This is a genomic window from Vibrio sp. R10-SG3-ISO10, from assembly GCF_059834185.1.
Window position 1 is genome coordinate 229,188 of sequence record NZ_JCBDHG010000002.1, and the last position, 16,426, is coordinate 245,613.

The following is a 16,426-nucleotide window of genomic DNA, read 5'->3' on the forward strand; positions in this document are numbered from 1 at the left end:
AACATCTTTCTTTAAGCCTTGAATACTCTAGCGCTAGAAAATAGTTACAACAAGTTTTTAACATTTGGTCTGTGATTTGCGTTAACTACCTGTGCCATTAGAAGTGTTCACCCGAGTGTGAGTCCTTCAGACATACTTGAATGAGAAAATAAAAAGGATATTTATATGATTTACGCACAGCCAGGCAGTCAAGGTTCCGTTGTTAATTTCAAAACCCACTATGACAATTTCATTGGGGGGGAGTGGGTGAAGCCTGTATCAGGTGAATACTTTGACAACACCTCGCCTGTTAATGGTCAAGCTTATTGTAAAGTTGCGCGTTCTGGTGAGGCGGATATTAACCTCGCGTTAGATGCAGCGCATAATGTACGAGCAAGTTGGGCAGCAACAAGCGTAACAGAACGTTCAAATATTCTGCTTAAAATCGCGGACCGAATCGAGCAGAACCTAGAAGAGCTTGCTGTTGCAGAAACATGGGAAAACGGAAAGCCTGTACGTGAAACACTGGCTGCGGATTTACCGCTTGTCGTGGATCATTTCCGTTACTTTGCTGGCTGTATCCGCGCTCAAGAAGGCAGTGCCGCTGAGCTCGACGTTAATACCGCAAGTTACCACTTCCCTGAGCCGATTGGTGTAGTTGGACAAATCATCCCTTGGAACTTCCCAATGCTAATGGCGGCATGGAAGCTAGCGCCTGCACTTGCAGCAGGGTGTTGTGTCGTCTTAAAACCCGCAGAGCAGACACCTACTTCAATCCTACTATTGATGGAAAAAATCGGTGACCTCATTCCTGCCGGAGTGGTTAATGTGGTCAACGGCTTTGGTAGCGAAGCAGGTCAAGCACTCGCAACCAGCAATCGTATTGCCAAACTCGCGTTTACAGGCTCGACAGAAATTGGTAACCATATTCTGAAGTGCGCCGCTGAAAGCCTCATTCCATCAACGGTTGAACTAGGTGGCAAATCGCCTAACATCTACTTCCCAGATATCTTTGACCATGAAGATGAATACCTTGATAAGTGTATCGAAGGGACTTTGCTTGCGTTCTTTAACCAAGGTGAAGTATGTACCTGTCCATCACGTGTCTTAGTCCACGAATCTGTCTACGATAAGTTCATCGCTAAAGTGGCGGAAAGAGCGAAGACTATCAAACAAGGCAACCCACTTGACACTGACACGCAAGTTGGCGCGCAGGCTTCTCAGGAACAATTTGATAAGATTTTAAGTTATCTTGAAATCGGCCGCCAAGAAGGTGCGAAAGTGGTGTTTGGTGGTGAGATTGCGCAGCAAACTGACGCCATTGAATCAGGTTACTACATTCAGCCTACTTTGCTTGAAGGCAACAACAAGATGCGTGTTTTCCAAGAAGAGATCTTTGGCCCTGTCATTGCGGTGACAAGTTTCAAAGATGAAGCAGAAGCGCTCGCGATTGCCAACGATACAGAATACGGTCTTGGTGCAGGCGTTTGGACTCGCGATACCAACCTAGCGTATCGAATGGGTCGCAACATAGAAGCGGGACGAATCTGGGTCAACTGTTACCACGCCTACCCTGCTCACGCAGCATTTGGTGGCTACAAGAAATCAGGTATTGGCCGAGAGACACACAAAATGATGCTCGATCACTACCAAAACACCAAGAACCTACTGATCAGTTACGATGTTAACCCGTTAGGGTTCTTCTAATTACATCTCTGAGCGCCATCAGGCGCTCTTTTCTTCTTTTCGGTGCTTGAGTTTATCGTTGAGATAGAGAACACCACTAGCAACAAGCGCAAGCAAAGAAACAGTAAACAGGGCTGGCATCTTTAATATCCATGCAAATGTTGCAGCTAGAAATGCAACGAAGGTAATCATGCGGCTACTTGACATGACTCTGCCTAGTTTTCTACTCATAAAGCCTCCTAATCGCAAATGGAAAAGGCCTCGAAGGACAAAACACTGGCCTTTTCTTGACCCTTTTATTATGCCTTTTAGAAAGCTAAATTAACCTAAATCGACATCAAAATAGATATGAGTGTGACAGTACTCATGGTAGGTAAACGCCTTTAAAGATACACATCGAAGAAAAAGTACAGCGTCATTGCAATGCTAGATAAGGCAACAAAACCTTTAACATAGTGTTGCGCCACTTTTCGAGAGACTCTTGCCGCGACATAGCCCCCAGATAGCGTGCCCAACATCACTGCCCCGCCTCGCCCCCAGTCTATCGAACCATCAATCACGAACACCACTATCGCAATAAGAGAGACACAGGAAGAGATTAGCAGCTTTAGGCCATTCATTTGGTTGATGTCACTATGCCCTGCTAGTACCAAATAGCTAAGAACCACAACACCTAAGCCTGCGTTGAAGAAACCACCGTATGCAGAGATGACAACAAGCAACATTGAGACAGAAACTACCGCCCACAGTGGATGAAGTGAGGCCGAACGAGAAAGCTTGGCTGTCCAGTGATTAATTTGGATACCAAACAGAAACAGTAACGTAGCAAAAAGCAGTAACCAAGGAATTGCCGTTAGAAATTGGCTTTCTGAAACACTTAGAAGCAAATAAGCCCCAAGTGCGCCGCCAACAAGACTAAGAATGATGGTCCGCTTCAAAGCACCACTGGACTCAGCGATGTCGTGCCTAAACCCATAGGTGCCGCTGATATAGCCCGCACATGCGGCAAAAGTATTGGTGGCATTCGCAACGACAGGAGGTATGCCCACAAACATTAGCGCTGGAAAAGTGATAAAGCTCCCGCCACCAGCAATGCTATTGAGTATCCCTCCGAGAACGCCCGCGCCAAATAACAGAATCCATTCCATAGTAATCACAAGGTTGTGTTAGGGATCTGTTACTCTAGCTTGCTCAAACCGTTAAACAAACCGCATTTTATTGTTTTTGTGGCGTAAGTTACTGAATATCGAGTGCAAGTTCTTTCCAGTCTTGTAGCTCTTCTCGATAATGCTTCGTCTGCTTTGAATTCATAGAGTTAATGACCTTAACCAGATACTGATTAGCAACTTGTTTGTTGTGATCAATTTTTTGTTCAAGCTCAGGCGCATAGAAGCTGTTGGGGTTAAACATTAATTGTTGAAACTCTGGCTGGAACTTAGCCATATTAAGCCTATTCGATAATAGAGTATTCATTTCAATACGCATTTTTGTTTGGTGATGAATCCAATCATGGGAAGTCACATACAAGTCCGCTACCCAATCATCCAACAAAGCTTGTTGTTGCTTACTGAGGCCTCCAATCCAAGTTTCCAAATTATCTTCAATTCGCTCTCTATAACGCGCTTTGATTTCAATGTCGTTAAGCTTTTGGTACTTCTTTTTGTACTTGGTATGACGAACTCGAATGCTATTCATCAACTCTTCTACTTGCTCGTTAGATAACTCTCTTGCAATGGAGTAAAGTTCTGGCGCAATCCTCGCTACAAGGCGCTGAGAGTGCTGCTGAAACTTGGTTTCTTGAACTTTAAGTTGATCAATGGTGAAGGTTTTAGGATCGATTGCCATGAGCTCATCGAGGTGTTCGATATAATTCGGGATCTCTTCTTTACGATGCCACTCGCTGAGTACCGCAACCTTTTGACTGACAATCTCTTCTTGGGAGTCATTAAGTTCAACGTAGTCGTCTAAATATTCAAGTAACAGCCAGTCCATATTGTTGTAGACAAACTTAGTACTGCATCCAGCCAGAGCCAAACAGACGATAAATAGTATACCTAGTTTTTTCATTGCTCGTTCCTGTGCAATTCACTGCTGATACCATTATTCTTAACATAGACACTTTACGCTCTCGTGTCTGTAACAACAACGCAAGCAACTTCGATACCAGATCTACTCTCTTTTTGTATGTTCTTAGCTCAAACAAACAGTTAACGGCGATCATAATAAGCGCAACGAGAATATAAAAACTATAGGGCGGCAAAGCCTCACCTCTGACGCTCACTTTGCTCAACACACAAGTCGCTGACAGCAGGTTTACTTAGTCATAAACAGGTTACGAACGTAAAGGAAAGCTTTACAAAACCTAGCGTTAATCTTACACAAGCTGACAGACCACTTACGTCCATAGGCGTAATATTTCTCTCGAAGGTCACCCATCAGGAGAAAAGATTATGAAAAAAGTGATTCTATTAGCTTCGTTAGTAATGAGTGCATCTGTATTTGCTTCAACGAATGCGACATCATCAAACACAAGCTATACCACTGACGCATACTCAACTAAGCAACAAGCCTATGATGCCGCGTTTGACCTCATGGATGAGATGAAAGCAATGAACCCAGCACAACTTAAGAACAAGTTGCATATTTCACAGAATAACGTCGTTTACCCAAGTGTGAAACTCAATGATATGACAGTACAGATTGAAGAATTTGCCAGTGCGCCAGGAAGCATTCAGTACAAAGCTGTTCTCGATGTTGATTACCAATACAAGTATCGCGAAAGCGGCAATAGCTAACCGTTTTTCACTCCACCTGCCTTGCCGCTTTATCTAAAGCGGCTTTTTTATTGCATTATCCTGACTTTAAAAGTTCATTTATGAGTAAAATGCCTATCAAAAGTGGAATATAGATAAACAATCAACAATTAACAAATCAATAATGATTACGCCCTGGAGTAAACATGAAGAAAGTTATCTTACTGTCAGTAGCCTCAGTAGCCGTTCTAGCGGGTTGCAACCAAGCGACTTCTACAAACCAAGAGTACATTTCTACTATGCCACACGACCCTATGTGTAATAGCGAAGCGATGCCTGGAGGTTTCTACCCTCCGGGTGAGGTTACACCTGAAGCAGAGAAAGCGGTTGCTCTTGCTCTTACGCAAATCACCACGTCTTCTCCGCTAAAACAGATCACTGATGTGCGCACTCAAGTTGTTGCTGGAATGAACTACGCGGTGGAATTTGAGCTCGAAAACGGTGAGGTTTGGAATGCGATTGTTTACCACTCTCTTGACGATGAATATTCAATCACTCAAGAACCAGCACTTGGTAAGATCTGCCCATAACATCCTGCTTCAAAGTAAATCTCTGGAGCTCAGCTTTTACTGGGCTTCTTTGTCCTTCCTCACCTTGCTCTCTACAATCAATGCATAAAAAGCTCGATAAGTCACAAATGGTCGATATAATGGCGCCGCTAACAAACAACTAGGTGAAAACATGAAAATTTGTGGTGTAGAGCTAAAAGGTAACGATGCGGTCATTTGTCTTCTTTCTCATGAAAATGGTGTCGTTCATTTGCCAGATTGCCGAGTAGCAAAACTAAGCATTGGTAATGCCAACGACACACAAGAGATGAAGAAATTCCAATTCTCTTTTGCCAAGTTGATAGAAGATTACAAGATTGAAAAAGTCGTCATTCGTCAGCGTCAAACCAAAGGTAAATTCGCAGGCGGTGCTGTCGGTTTTAAGTTAGAGGCTGCAATACAGCTTATCGACGACTTGAAAGTAGAAGTTGTGGCGCCAACGGCTATCAAAGAGAGCCTAAAACGAAACCCGCTAGGCATTCAGTTTAAAGATACCGGTTTAAAGCAGTATCAAGAGCAAGCATTTACCACAGCATACGCTTGCGCAATGATGCGTGGATAATCAAACGTTTAGTTTGAAGTGCCAGATTAACAAATCTTAATGTTTCGTTAAGGCGCACTAAATAAGTGCTGAGTTAGTCTGTAACTCCTTAATCTAAAACGTTTTTCGGTTTACCCCCTAAACCGATATGGCTCGCATTAGTCACGCGAGCCTTATTTTTCTCCTTAAAATCAGAGCCTTATTCGTTATGATAACCCCTAGCTATGGCAAAGGAGGGTTATTGTGAAAATATTAATCATTGAAGACGACCAAACCACCCGTGATTTTGTATCAAAAGGGCTACAAGAGCATGGCTATGCCGTTGATCAGGCAGAGGATGGCAAAAAAGGCTTGATGATGGCGCTCAGCAGCGACTATCAATTGATCATTCTTGACCGAATGCTACCCTACCTTGACGGAATGAAAGTTCTGTCGGCAATTAGAGCGACAGATAACAACATACCCGTTCTCATTCTGAGTGCAATGGACAGCATCGAAGACCGAGTTGATGGATTGCAAGCAGGCAGTGATGACTACCTTATTAAGCCATTCGCCCTCGCTGAGCTTATCGCTCGAGTTGATATCATCATTAATCGAACACATCGCTCGTTACCTCCTTCTCACACTCTTAGCTACGACTGCTTAGAAATAGATCTTAAAGCACATAAATTTACCTGCAATAATCAAGAGTTACTGCTCCAGCCTAAGGAGTTCCAACTAATTCAACATTTTATCGAACACAACGAACAAGTAGTGTCTCGGATGCGTTTGTTTGAGAGTATCTGGAGCTACCATTTTGACCCAAAGACCAACGTGATCGATGTCCACGTTGCTAATCTAAGACGTAAACTTGAAGAAGCAGGATGTACCGGGTTACTTCATACAGTAAGAGGGGCAGGTTATGTCCTTCGTCGATAACTATACCCTCTCCCGCTCATCCGTCTTCAAAACCCTTATTGGCATGTTTGTGCTGGTTGCCGCAGCCAACACCTTCGTCATACGTCAGCTATATGTAGATTCAGACACCTTTCATCGCCAGCAACTAACGAAACAACTCAACGATGAAATTCAAGAGTTCAGTTTTGCGGCAACTCAAGGCAGACCAAACGTTGAAAGCCTTTTGAAAGCTAAGCAAGCGTCTGAGACTCCATTTTACTATCGATTAATCGAACCGATGGAGCCGATACTAAACACCCAGTACTATCCAATAGCGGCCTTACCCAGTGAGAAGACCAACATCTTACTAGGCCATGATTTTCGATTAGAAATCGGCGTTAACCATAGTGTTGTCGAAGCGCATCGTGAGTCTCTCGCACCTATTGTGTTTTCTGGCATCATCATGCCTGTCGCGGTGATGCTCTGCACCGCCTTATTCTTTTCAATGCTGATCCTAAAACGATTAGAGAAGGTAAACCACGCGATGAACCGCGTGTTGTGTGGCGAGCGAGAAGTCAAACTTTCAGTTTCAGAGAAAGATGACGAATTCGATATCTTGGCGATTCATCTTAATTATATGATTGAGCAAATGGCGAAAAATGAGACAACGCTAAAGTCTTTAACCGTGGGGCTTGCTCATGACATGCGAACACCAATGGCAAGGTTGAAGCTACGTCTGGAAGAGGTTCTATCGAGTAAAGATCTATCCGAGTCTCAACAAGAGCAGTTTTCAGCCTGTCATGATGAACTCGAACTCATCTTATCGCTTTTTAACAGTATGCTCGAAATCGCTAAAATCAATAGCGGACAAATCAACTTAGCAACAGAAAGAGTTGAGCTCGGCAGCATCGTCAACGATGCCATCGAGTTCATTACCCCTGTGGCAGAGCAGAAGCGACAAAGCATTACCTATCGACAAGACCAAAGCTGCTCCATTTTAGGCGATCGTTCGTTACTTTTTCGCGCCGTATTCAATGTGATTGAAAACGCGGTGAAATACACACCAGACGATGGCAAGGTTGAAGTTGTCGTTGATCACTTTGGCGTTATGGTTGCCGATTCAGGGATAGGCATTTCTGAGCAAGATAAACTCTACGTGTGTCGCCCTATGTATCGGGCGGACAAAAGCAGAACCGAACAAGGTAATGGACTAGGGCTTTCTCTGGTTGATGCGGTACTTAGCAAACACAACGCGCGCTTAATACTGCGCGATAACAAACCTGGGCTAAGAGTACGGCTGTATTTCACTCACTAAAGCCATTGAAAAAGGCAGCTTTGAATTAAGCTGCCTTTCTAGTATGGGTTTTGAGAGCTTCACCTCACTGACTAAGCAGGTAGAGCTTTCATCTCACCAGCAACGAGCTCAGCTTCTGGGCCCAGAATGACCTGCACATTATGTTCGTTCAGTTTCACCACTCCCATTGCGCCCAACTCTTTCAGAGCAGCTTCATCAACCTTATTCATGTCATGCACTGCCAAACGAAGGCGCGTGATACAGGCATCGATACTCTCTAGGTTAGATTTTCCACCTAAAGCTTCAGTGTATTGTGCAGCCAATTTTGCTTTGTCCGTCGATGCTGCAACCGCACTAACTTCTGATTCATCTTCACGACCCGGTGTTTTAAGGTCAAATTTCGTGATAGCGAATCGGAACACAACGTAGTACAAGGCAGCAAAGCAGAGCCCTTGAACCACGAGCATATAGGGTTTGTTCGCCAGTGGCAGGTTCATAGAGAGCAAGAAGTCGATTAAACCACCACTGAATGTAAAGCCCGCTGTCCACTGGAAGGTAGCTGCAATCGTCATTGAAGCAGCAGTCAGTGCGGCATGAATCACAAACAGTACTGGCGCAACAAACATAAACGCAAATTCAAGCGGCTCAGTCACACCAGTTACAATTGCAGTCGTACCTGCCGCCAACATAATAGAGCCAACTTTCGCTTTATTCTCTGGCTTAGCACAGTGATATATCGCCAAGCCTGCCGCCGGTAGACCATAGCCCATGACAGGGAAGAAACCAGCCATGTAACGACCTGTAATACCAAGCTCACCAGTGTTGTTCCAAAAGTTGAAGATATCGTTGATACCAGCAAGGTCAGCCCAGAATACTTGGTTCAAAGCATGATGAAGGCCAAGTGGAATCAACAGACGGTTAAAGAAACCATACAAACCAGCGCCAACCGGGCCGAGATCGATAAAGCTCTTACCAAAATTAACCAGTGCAACATAGACCACAGGCCAAACCACAATAAGAATGTAAGCCACAACACACATTACTGCCGAGGTAATAATCGGTACAAAGCGGCGCCCACCAAAGAAAGCCAATACCGACGGCAGCTGAATATTATGGAAGCGATTGTAGAGCTCTCCCGCAATAATACCCGTAAGAATCCCCGTAAAGGCGTTGACGACAGCCCCATACGCAATGACAGATTCCTTACTCATATCCGCAACGGGCGTTCCCGTTAGCATAGAAATGACCGCAGGATCTGAGACCAGAGTTTGTACTATGAACAAACCTATCAAACCTGCCAGTGCTGCTGCACCGTTATTGTCTTTCGCCATGCCAAATGCGACACCAACAGCAAATAACCAAGCCTGGTTATCCATGATCGCCTTACCCGCATAAATAAGAAAGCTCGCTAACGCGCTTCCACCCGACCCCCATGTAGGGTCAAGCGCATAGCCAAATCCGAGCATTAGGCCACCCGCTGGCAGAACTGCGATAGGCACCATCAGCGCCTTACCGACTTTTTGTAGATATCCTAGTATATTCACCTTTTTGTCCCCTTTGGTTTTCGTTATTCCCAAAGAGTACTAAGAGTGAGATTAAGGCAGAGTTGAGTGTAGATTAAGATTTGTTAATGAAAAATGCCCAACCTAACAGGCTGGACATTTTGGTTAAGCGACCTGCTTGGTTTTGAAGTTACCCAGCAAGGCATCATAGAGCTCATTGTCCGTAAGGACTCCGACAAGTTCGTCTTCTTCGACCAACAAAATAGGCTGATTGCTGCGCTGTTTGAGCTCAATCGCCTCACGCATTCCTATTTCAGGACTGGCTTGAACCACCATAGAGTTGTTGATGTCATCTATTTCAAGAGTATCATCATTCCAATCCACCAGCGTTTTGTTCGAATCAACCAAACTCAAGCCTTGGGGAAGTTGCTCAACCCAAAGCTCGTCTGATGAACAAATCTCCCACTGATCATTGCGTCTTGCTAGCTCTTCACGTGACTGCATCAATGAACGACCTTTAAGCACATTAAGAGGATTTGTATGAGCGACAAAGTCCTTAACGTAATCCGTTTCCGGTGCAAGAATGATTTGTTCAGGCTTACCATGCTGAATGAGCTTGCCTGATTCCATAATCGCAATGTTGTTTCCTATTTTAAGTGCCTCGTCCAAATCGTGACTCACAAATAAGATTGTTTTGTTCAGCTTGCTTTGCAGTTGGATGAGTTCGTCTTGTAGCTGCGCACGAATCAACGGATCGAGTGCCGAAAAAGGTTCATCCATCAGTAGGATGTCGGTGTCCATTGCGAAGGCTCTTGCCAACCCTACCCGCTGCTGCATGCCACCCGATAACTCATGAGGATATTTGCTTTCCCACTCTGCTAGTCCGACCATTTCTAGCTGCGCGCGCGCTTTTTCGCGTCGCTCTTTTTTACTCATCCCTTGCATCTCTAGACCAAAAGCAACGTTATCTAGTACCGTTAGCCAAGGCATCAGGGCAAATTTTTGAAACACCATAGAGACACGATGGGTACGTAAATGACGCAATGTTTCTTCACCGCAATTGGCAAGGTCAACCACCTGCTGGCCATCTTTAATCTCTAGCGAGCCGCGGCTGATTTCATTCAAACCATTCACTGCGCGTAATAAACTCGATTTCCCCGAACCTGACAAGCCCATTAGCACGCAAATCTCACCTTCTTGAATTGAAAGGGAAACGTTATCAACGCCGACTACCTGTCCCGTTTGATCAATGATTTCTTGACGTGACAAACCTTGGTCAAGAAGAGTTAACGCCTGATCTTGTTTATCGCCAAACACCACATCTAAATTTTTAATTGTGATTGCATCCATGACTATGCCTCTTTCTGATTAGGTGTTTTGCACAAACGGTCGAGAATGATCGCAACGAGTACGATGGCTAACCCAGCTTCAAATCCTTGTGAAATATTTACCGTGTTCAACGCTCGAACCACCGGTTTGCCTAAACCATCAGCACCAACTAAAGCAGCAATGACCACCATGGAGAGTGACAACATAATGCACTGTGTTACACCCGCCATAATGCTCGGCATCGCAGCAGGCAGTTCCACTTTAAACAAAAGTTTCATTCGACTTGCGCCAAAGGCTTTCCCTGCTTCGATAAGCTCCTCTGGAACTTTGGTAATCCCTAAATAAGTCAAACGAATAGGCGCTGCAATGGCAAAGATTATCGTCGAAATCAATCCGGGTACAATACCAAGACCGAACAAAACTAGCGTAGGAATTAAGTAGACGAATGTCGGGACAGTCTGCATTAAGTCAAGCACAGGACGCAGCAAGGTATATAACCATGGGCGGTGCGCTGCCATTATGCCGATTGGAACACCAATTAATACGGAAATCGTTGTCGCTGCAAAAACAAGAACAAAGGTTTCCAGCATTTCTTGCCAATAGCCAAGATTAAGAATAGTAAGCAGAGCGCCAACAACAAACAGAACTAATGGAATACTACGGTGCAAATACCAAGCAATTGCTGCTGTTAATACAATCGGAAATGCAGGTGGCATCCATTTAAAAATATCGACAACAAAAAGAATAACGGTTTCAAGAAAGATAGAGATTGCGTCGAAGAATCCTGCCGCATTCAACGTCAGCCAATCTACGCCCGTTTCCATCCACTCACCCACAGGGATTTTGTTGTTTGTAATAAAATTCACGATATAACCTTTATTATTTGGTGAGGCAGCAACCCTGCTACCTCACCATTTTTATTATGCGTTTGACTTGATATAGCTATTCACTGCCGCAGCCGCGTCACCGCCATTCAACGTTTTAACGCCTTCTAGCCATACTTCAACTTGCTGTGGGTTTTGTTTCAACCACTGCTGCGCCGCCTTGGAAGGTTTTACGTTTTGGTTAAGAATGGCTTCCATCAGCTCATTCTCCATCTCCAAACTAAACGTTAGGTTTTTCAGCATTTGACCTACATTCTTACATTCAGAAAGGTAATTAGATCGAACGTTGGTATAAACGTTAGCTCCACCATAGTTAGGACCAAAGAAGTCATCTCCACCATCGAGGTAAGCCATCTCAATGTTGCTGTTCATTGGGTGAGGTGCCCAACCTAAATAAACGATCCATTGATTTCGGCGCACTGCACGTGCAACCTGAGAAACCATTCCCGCTTCACTCGACTCAACAAGACTAAAGTCTTTAAGGCCAAAGGCATCGCTATCAATCATTGACTGAATCAGTCGGTTACCGTCGTTACCTGGCTCTATCCCATAGATTTTGTCTCTGAACTTATCAGCATGTGTTGCAAGATCAGCAAAGCTTTTCACTCCTGCGTCGTAAACATACTTAGGTACTGCCAAGGTGTATTTCGCACCTTCAAGATTGGCGCGAACCGTTTCGACACTGCCTGCCTCACGGTATTTAGCGATATCTCCCTCCATTGTTGGCATCCAGTTGCCAAGGAAGATATCGATATCACCGTTCGCCATTGACGAGTATGTCACTGGCACAGACAGCAAATCGGTTTTCGTTTTATAGCCCATACCTTTCAGTAGTTCAGACGTCACTGCTGTCGTTGCAGTAATATCTGTCCAACCCACATCGGCAAAACGCACGGTTTCACATTGATTGGCATACGCGTTGGCGGCAAGAGCGCTCAAAGCTAGGGAGGTAAATGTTTTTGTCATCATAGACATAATGTGTTCCTTGTAATGATTACTGACTTTATTGAGCTGATTCCACAGCTCTTTTAGGTTTATTAATTCTCTGTTTGTGCTCCCACTCTGGGGCTAGCCATACAGGCATGTTGGCTGATTCGAGCAATGGTTTGGCTAAGATCATGTCTGCTACACGTTCAGCAACCATGATGGTCGGAGCGTTCAAATTGCCATTTGGGATAGTTGGGAATATTGATGAATCGACCACTCGCAACCCTTCAAGACCGCGAACTCGACACGCTTCATCCAATACGGCTAGTGGGTCATCATCAGCACCCATTTTGCAGCTACATGAAGGGTGATAAGCGCTCTCTACATTTTGCTTGACCCATTCATCAATCGCCTTATCGCTTGTGACGTCGAGTCCCGGCTGGATCTCGTCTCCTCGGTACGCGTCCATTGCAGGCTGTTGCAAAATCTCTCGCGTCAAACGAATGCAATCCCGCCAGTCCTGACGATCTTGTTCCGTCGAGATGTAGTTGAACTCAATATTGGGCTGATCATTTGGGTTTGAAGAAATGATTTCGACTGAGCCGCGACTTTCAGGCTTGTTCGGTCCGACATGAACTTGGAATCCATGCCCATCAAACGCCGCTTGACCATCGTAACGCATTGCTGCAGGTAAAAAATGGTACTGAATATTTGGCCACTTAAGACCTTTGCGCGAGCGAATGAATGCGCAGGACTCAAAATGGTTTGTCGCTCCCAATCCTTTACGTGTCAGGATCCACTCCGCACCAATTTTCGCCTTGCTCATTAAACCTAATTTACTATTAAGCGTGATGGGTTGATTACAGTGATACTGGAAGTAAACTTCTAAATGATCTTGAAGGTTTTGCCCAACTCCCGGCAGATCAAGCTCAACCTTTACACCCGCCTTGTCCAACACCGATTTAGGGCCGATTCCAGACAATTGCAGAAGCTGAGGAGAACCAATAGAACCCGCACTTGAAATCACTTCCTTTTGTGCCAGCGTCTGAATAATCTTTCCAGACTTTTCAAATTCAACGCCAATTGCTTTACCTTGTTGGATAATCACTTTGCGAACGACAACACCCTTAACTAACGTGAGGTTTGTTCGCTTTAGAGCGCGCCTTAAGTAAGCGTTAGAAGTGGATGCGCGCACTCCTTTATCCACCGTCATATGCATGGCACCAAAACCTTCTTGCTGGTAACCATTGTAGTCAGGCGTTACCGGGTAACCCGCATCTTTCCCTGCATCAATAAAAGCTTGATAAAGAGGATTAAGCTGCATGTCATTACCAGCGCAAGTACCAAGAGGCCCTTCGTTACCTCGATACTCATCGCCACCGCCTGTCCATGACTCTGCACGCTTGAAATAAGGTAAACATGACTGGTAGTTCCAGCCTTTAGCGCCATTCTGCTCCCACTCATCAAAGTCACAAGCATGTCCGCGGACATAGACCATTCCATTGATTGAAGAGCTCCCACCTAGCACTTTGCCTCGCGGGCAGTGTAACTTGCGGCCATCCAAACCAGATTCGTGCTGTGTTTCGAACTGCCAAGCGTATTTCTCCGTATTCATTGGATAGGACAAGGCAGTAGGCATCTGGATAAAGATACTCTTGTCGGTACCACCAGCTTCAAGCAGTAATACACTGTGTTCGCCGCTCTCACTAAGTCTGTCAGCCAGTACACAACCCGCAGAGCCCGCTCCTACGATGATGTAATCGTAATCTTGCTTCATTTTGAATCTCCGTATTCCCGCAAGTTACTCGTAAGGGCTTTCGTAGCCACCAAGCTCAATCAAGACACTTTTCGTCTGCGTGTAATGGCGCAGTGTCTCTGGGCCATTTTCACGCCCAATACCAGAGTGTTTATAACCGCCTACTGGCATTTCCGCAGGCGAATCACCCCAGGTGTTGACCCAACAAATACCTGCTTGAAGCTGATGAATCACTCTATGTGCACGTGAGAGGTTTTGCGTAAATACGCCAGCCGCTAGTCCATAATCCGTGTTGTTCGCTCTTTGAATCACTTCAGATTCTTGGCTGAATTTCAGAACGGACATGACAGGACCAAATATCTCGCCTTTAACGTGTTCCATGTCATCATCACAATCAGTAAATACGGTTGGTGCAACAAAGTTACCCTTGTCTAATCCATTTTCTATAACCTGATAACCACCGATGAGAAGTGTTGCCTTGCTTGCTTTAGCGCTTTCGATAGCACTAAGTACTTTGCTTAGATGCTCACGTGATATCAGAGCCCCAATCTGAGTCTCCATCTCCATTGGGTTACCGACGATAAGCTTTTCAGTACGCGCTTTTAGCTGAGCAACAAATTCATCATGCAGGGCTTCATGGACAAAGACTCGAGTGCCATGCGTGCAAACTTCACCTTGGGTATAGAAGTTCGCCACCATGGCTGCAGATACCGCATCATCAAGCTTGGCATCATCAAACACGATCATCGGCGACTTACCACCTAACTCCATAGTGACTTGCTTTAAAGTCTTCGCACTGTCTGCCATGACCAACTTGCCCGTGCCTGACTCGCCCGTAAATGACACTTTGGCGATATCAGGATGAGCCGTCAGCATCTGTCCTACTCTGTGATCCCCTTGCAGAACATTAAACACGCCATCCGGTAGACCCGCTTCTGTGAATATTTCAGCAAGCTTAAGAGCCGATAGCGGCGTTTCCTCGGAAGGCTTAAAAATCATCGCATTACCCGCAGCCAATGCTGGTGCTGATTTCCACATTGCAATTTGAATCGGGTAATTCCACGCCCCAATCCCGGCACAAATACCTAAAGGTTCGCGACGCGTATAAAAAAACTGTGTTTCACTTAAGGGTTGCTGTTCGCCTTGCATAGCTGGTGCTAAACCTGCGAAATATTCGATAACGTCTGCACCCGTTTCAATGTCTACCGCAATGGCTTCTTGTAGAGGCTTACCTGTATCAGCAACCTCGAGAGCGGCAAGTTCATCGTTGCGTTCACGTAATAGTGCAACAGCTTTTAACAAGATACGGCTACGCTCTGTTGGTGACATCGCAGACCAAACTTCGAAGCCACTTTTAGCAGCGTCTATCGCCAGCGCAAGATCTCGTTCACTTGCTTGCCCGACTTTAGCCAAAGGCTCTCCATTAGCTGGATTGTACGTAGTAAAGGTCTCGTTAGAGGTTGCATGGCAAGCTTTGCCATCGATGAATAGTGATTTCATTTCCATGTGAAGATCTGACTTTTATGATTATTTTTGAGAATAGAAAGTAAGCTGTTTGTCTAGGTAATCGTTTATGATTAACCTCGCCTTCTCGGCATCAATACCTTGTGGGTTGAGCGTCCCACGCAACCAGATACCATCAATCAGTGCAGCGATACCATGAGCAATGATCTCTGCCTGATCTTTTTCGAACAAATTCTTTAATTCAATTTTTAAATGGGACAACAATCGTTTTTCATTGACCCTTTGAAGGCGTTTCAGCTCTGGGTCATGGACTGAGTATGACCAGAAAGCCAACCACGTTTTCGCTACTTTATTTTCGGCTTGATAGCCGACAAAATTGCCATCAATAATGGCGTTAATACGTTGTTGATGAGCTTCTTTTGGCAACTCGTTGAGCTTTTGCGTTACGGTAGAGGAAAGCTGACGCAAAATCTCGCGCATCGTTTCTTCAAGCAATCCATGCTTACCGCCAAAGTAATGATTAATGATCCCAGACGAGACGCCTGCCTCTTTGCTGATCAAAGAAATACTTGCCGATTGTAGTCCCACACGATCGATCACCGCCATCGTTGCTTGTACAAGCTGAGGCTTACGAATATCAGGCATACCAACCTTCGGCATTTCATTGTTCCTTTTTTAATTGAACGATCAATTAAATATAAAATGCCTGATTTTTCATTTGTACTCAAATTGTTTTTTGTTAACAATCGCGATCAATCAAAAAATTTATAGAAAATTTGCTAAGAACTCAAAGTTTGAACATAACAATAGTTAAGTACCCAGCCAAA

The 16,426-nt window shown here is 44.8% G+C and carries 16 protein-coding genes; 6 read left to right on the plus strand and 10 right to left on the minus strand.

Annotated features, from left to right (window positions below; genetic code table 11):
- Positions 1 to 165 precede the first annotated feature (165 nt).
- The gene (exaC, locus tag AC6R16_RS01835) at positions 166 to 1,686 is read left to right on the plus strand and encodes an acetaldehyde dehydrogenase ExaC (RefSeq protein WP_500673376.1); all 1,521 of its coding nucleotides are present in this window, start codon (positions 166 to 168) and stop codon (positions 1,684 to 1,686) included.
- Positions 1,687 to 1,704: 18 nt separating this feature from the next.
- On the opposite strand, the gene AC6R16_RS01840 is transcribed toward exaC, so the two are convergent.
- The 3 genes from AC6R16_RS01840 to AC6R16_RS01850 all read right to left on the minus strand — a co-directional run bounded on the left by AC6R16_RS01840 (position 1,705) and on the right by AC6R16_RS01850 (position 3,732).
- Positions 1,705 to 1,896, minus strand: a complete 192-nt coding sequence (locus AC6R16_RS01840; protein ID WP_500673377.1) for a hypothetical protein — start codon at positions 1,894 to 1,896, stop codon at positions 1,705 to 1,707.
- Between the two features lie 152 nt (positions 1,897 to 2,048).
- Entirely contained in the window at positions 2,049 to 2,813 is a 765-nt protein-coding gene (locus AC6R16_RS01845; RefSeq protein ID WP_500673378.1) for a sulfite exporter TauE/SafE family protein, read from the minus strand.
- An 88-nt stretch (positions 2,814 to 2,901) separates the two neighbouring features.
- Positions 2,902 to 3,732: a DUF6279 family lipoprotein gene (locus tag AC6R16_RS01850; protein WP_500641200.1), complete on the minus strand. Its 831-nt coding sequence runs from the start codon at positions 3,730 to 3,732 to the stop codon at positions 2,902 to 2,904.
- 383 nt (positions 3,733 to 4,115) lie between these two features.
- On the opposite strand from AC6R16_RS01850, the gene AC6R16_RS01855 reads away from it, so the two are divergent.
- From AC6R16_RS01855 to AC6R16_RS01875, 5 genes are all read left to right on the plus strand, one after another.
- Entirely contained in the window at positions 4,116 to 4,460 is a 345-nt protein-coding gene (locus tag AC6R16_RS01855) for a DUF3316 domain-containing protein (protein WP_500673379.1), read from the plus strand.
- A 164-nt stretch (positions 4,461 to 4,624) separates the two neighbouring features.
- Complete coding sequence (locus tag AC6R16_RS01860; protein ID WP_500641202.1) at positions 4,625 to 5,008, plus strand: cystatin domain-containing protein; 384 nt, start codon at positions 4,625 to 4,627, stop codon at positions 5,006 to 5,008.
- 151 nt (positions 5,009 to 5,159) lie between these two features.
- On the plus strand, positions 5,160 to 5,588 hold the full coding sequence (locus tag AC6R16_RS01865; RefSeq protein ID WP_171320892.1) for a DUF3010 family protein: 429 nt from the start codon (positions 5,160 to 5,162) through the stop codon (positions 5,586 to 5,588).
- A 222-nt stretch (positions 5,589 to 5,810) separates the two neighbouring features.
- Positions 5,811 to 6,485, plus strand: coding sequence for a response regulator transcription factor (locus tag AC6R16_RS01870; RefSeq protein WP_500641203.1), 675 nt, complete (start codon positions 5,811 to 5,813; stop codon positions 6,483 to 6,485).
- Positions 6,469 to 7,758: a sensor histidine kinase gene (locus AC6R16_RS01875; protein WP_500673380.1), complete on the plus strand. Its 1,290-nt coding sequence runs from the start codon at positions 6,469 to 6,471 to the stop codon at positions 7,756 to 7,758. The genes AC6R16_RS01870 and AC6R16_RS01875 overlap by 17 nt, the downstream gene beginning before the upstream one ends.
- 71 nt (positions 7,759 to 7,829) lie before the next feature.
- Here AC6R16_RS01875 and nagE read toward each other — a convergent pair whose 3' ends face one another.
- The 7 genes from nagE to betI form a co-directional block, all read right to left on the minus strand.
- Positions 7,830 to 9,281 carry an N-acetylglucosamine-specific PTS transporter subunit IIBC gene (gene nagE / locus AC6R16_RS01880; RefSeq protein ID WP_500641205.1) on the minus strand — a complete coding sequence of 484 codons (1,452 nt, stop codon included), beginning with the start codon at positions 9,279 to 9,281 and terminating at the stop codon, positions 7,830 to 7,832.
- Between the two features lie 123 nt (positions 9,282 to 9,404).
- The gene (gene choV / locus AC6R16_RS01885) at positions 9,405 to 10,589 is read right to left on the minus strand and encodes a choline ABC transporter ATP-binding protein (RefSeq protein ID WP_500673381.1); all 1,185 of its coding nucleotides are present in this window, start codon (positions 10,587 to 10,589) and stop codon (positions 9,405 to 9,407) included.
- 2 nt (positions 10,590 to 10,591) lie between these two features.
- The gene (gene choW, locus AC6R16_RS01890) at positions 10,592 to 11,434 is read right to left on the minus strand and encodes a choline ABC transporter permease subunit (RefSeq protein WP_171381433.1); all 843 of its coding nucleotides are present in this window, start codon (positions 11,432 to 11,434) and stop codon (positions 10,592 to 10,594) included.
- A 54-nt stretch (positions 11,435 to 11,488) separates the two neighbouring features.
- Positions 11,489 to 12,427, minus strand: coding sequence for a choline ABC transporter substrate-binding protein (locus tag AC6R16_RS01895; protein WP_500673382.1), 939 nt, complete (start codon positions 12,425 to 12,427; stop codon positions 11,489 to 11,491).
- Between the two features lie 28 nt (positions 12,428 to 12,455).
- Positions 12,456 to 14,156 carry a choline dehydrogenase gene (gene betA / locus AC6R16_RS01900; RefSeq protein WP_500673383.1) on the minus strand — a complete coding sequence of 567 codons (1,701 nt, stop codon included), beginning with the start codon at positions 14,154 to 14,156 and terminating at the stop codon, positions 12,456 to 12,458.
- 24 nt (positions 14,157 to 14,180) lie between these two features.
- Positions 14,181 to 15,641: a betaine-aldehyde dehydrogenase gene (gene betB / locus AC6R16_RS01905; protein WP_500673384.1), complete on the minus strand. Its 1,461-nt coding sequence runs from the start codon at positions 15,639 to 15,641 to the stop codon at positions 14,181 to 14,183.
- Positions 15,642 to 15,662: 21 nt separating this feature from the next.
- A complete protein-coding gene (gene betI, locus AC6R16_RS01910) occupies positions 15,663 to 16,259 on the minus strand; it encodes a transcriptional regulator BetI (RefSeq protein ID WP_500673385.1) in 597 nt (198 codons plus the stop codon).
- Between the last annotated feature and the right edge of the window lie 167 nt (positions 16,260 to 16,426).

What these genes read in the sequence shown, in the direction of transcription:
- exaC (WP_500673376.1), top strand. Translation starts at nt 166, where the DNA reads ATGATTTACGCACAGCCAGGCAGTCAAGGTTCCGTTGTTAATTTCAAA.
- AC6R16_RS01840 (WP_500673377.1), bottom strand. Translation starts at nt 1,896, where the DNA reads ATGAGTAGAAAACTAGGCAGAGTCATGTCAAGTAGCCGCATGATTACC.
- AC6R16_RS01845 (WP_500673378.1), bottom strand. Translation starts at nt 2,813, where the DNA reads ATGGAATGGATTCTGTTATTTGGCGCGGGCGTTCTCGGAGGGATACTC.
- AC6R16_RS01850 (WP_500641200.1), bottom strand. Translation starts at nt 3,732, where the DNA reads ATGAAAAAACTAGGTATACTATTTATCGTCTGTTTGGCTCTGGCTGGA.
- AC6R16_RS01855 (WP_500673379.1), top strand. Translation starts at nt 4,116, where the DNA reads ATGAAAAAAGTGATTCTATTAGCTTCGTTAGTAATGAGTGCATCTGTA.
- AC6R16_RS01860 (WP_500641202.1), top strand. Translation starts at nt 4,625, where the DNA reads ATGAAGAAAGTTATCTTACTGTCAGTAGCCTCAGTAGCCGTTCTAGCG.
- AC6R16_RS01865 (WP_171320892.1), top strand. Translation starts at nt 5,160, where the DNA reads ATGAAAATTTGTGGTGTAGAGCTAAAAGGTAACGATGCGGTCATTTGT.
- AC6R16_RS01875 (WP_500673380.1), top strand. Translation starts at nt 6,469, where the DNA reads ATGTCCTTCGTCGATAACTATACCCTCTCCCGCTCATCCGTCTTCAAA.
- choV (WP_500673381.1), bottom strand. Translation starts at nt 10,589, where the DNA reads ATGGATGCAATCACAATTAAAAATTTAGATGTGGTGTTTGGCGATAAA.
- AC6R16_RS01895 (WP_500673382.1), bottom strand. Translation starts at nt 12,427, where the DNA reads ATGTCTATGATGACAAAAACATTTACCTCCCTAGCTTTGAGCGCTCTT.
- betA (WP_500673383.1), bottom strand. Translation starts at nt 14,156, where the DNA reads ATGAAGCAAGATTACGATTACATCATCGTAGGAGCGGGCTCTGCGGGT.
- betB (WP_500673384.1), bottom strand. Translation starts at nt 15,641, where the DNA reads ATGGAAATGAAATCACTATTCATCGATGGCAAAGCTTGCCATGCAACC.
- betI (WP_500673385.1), bottom strand. Translation starts at nt 16,259, where the DNA reads ATGCCGAAGGTTGGTATGCCTGATATTCGTAAGCCTCAGCTTGTACAA.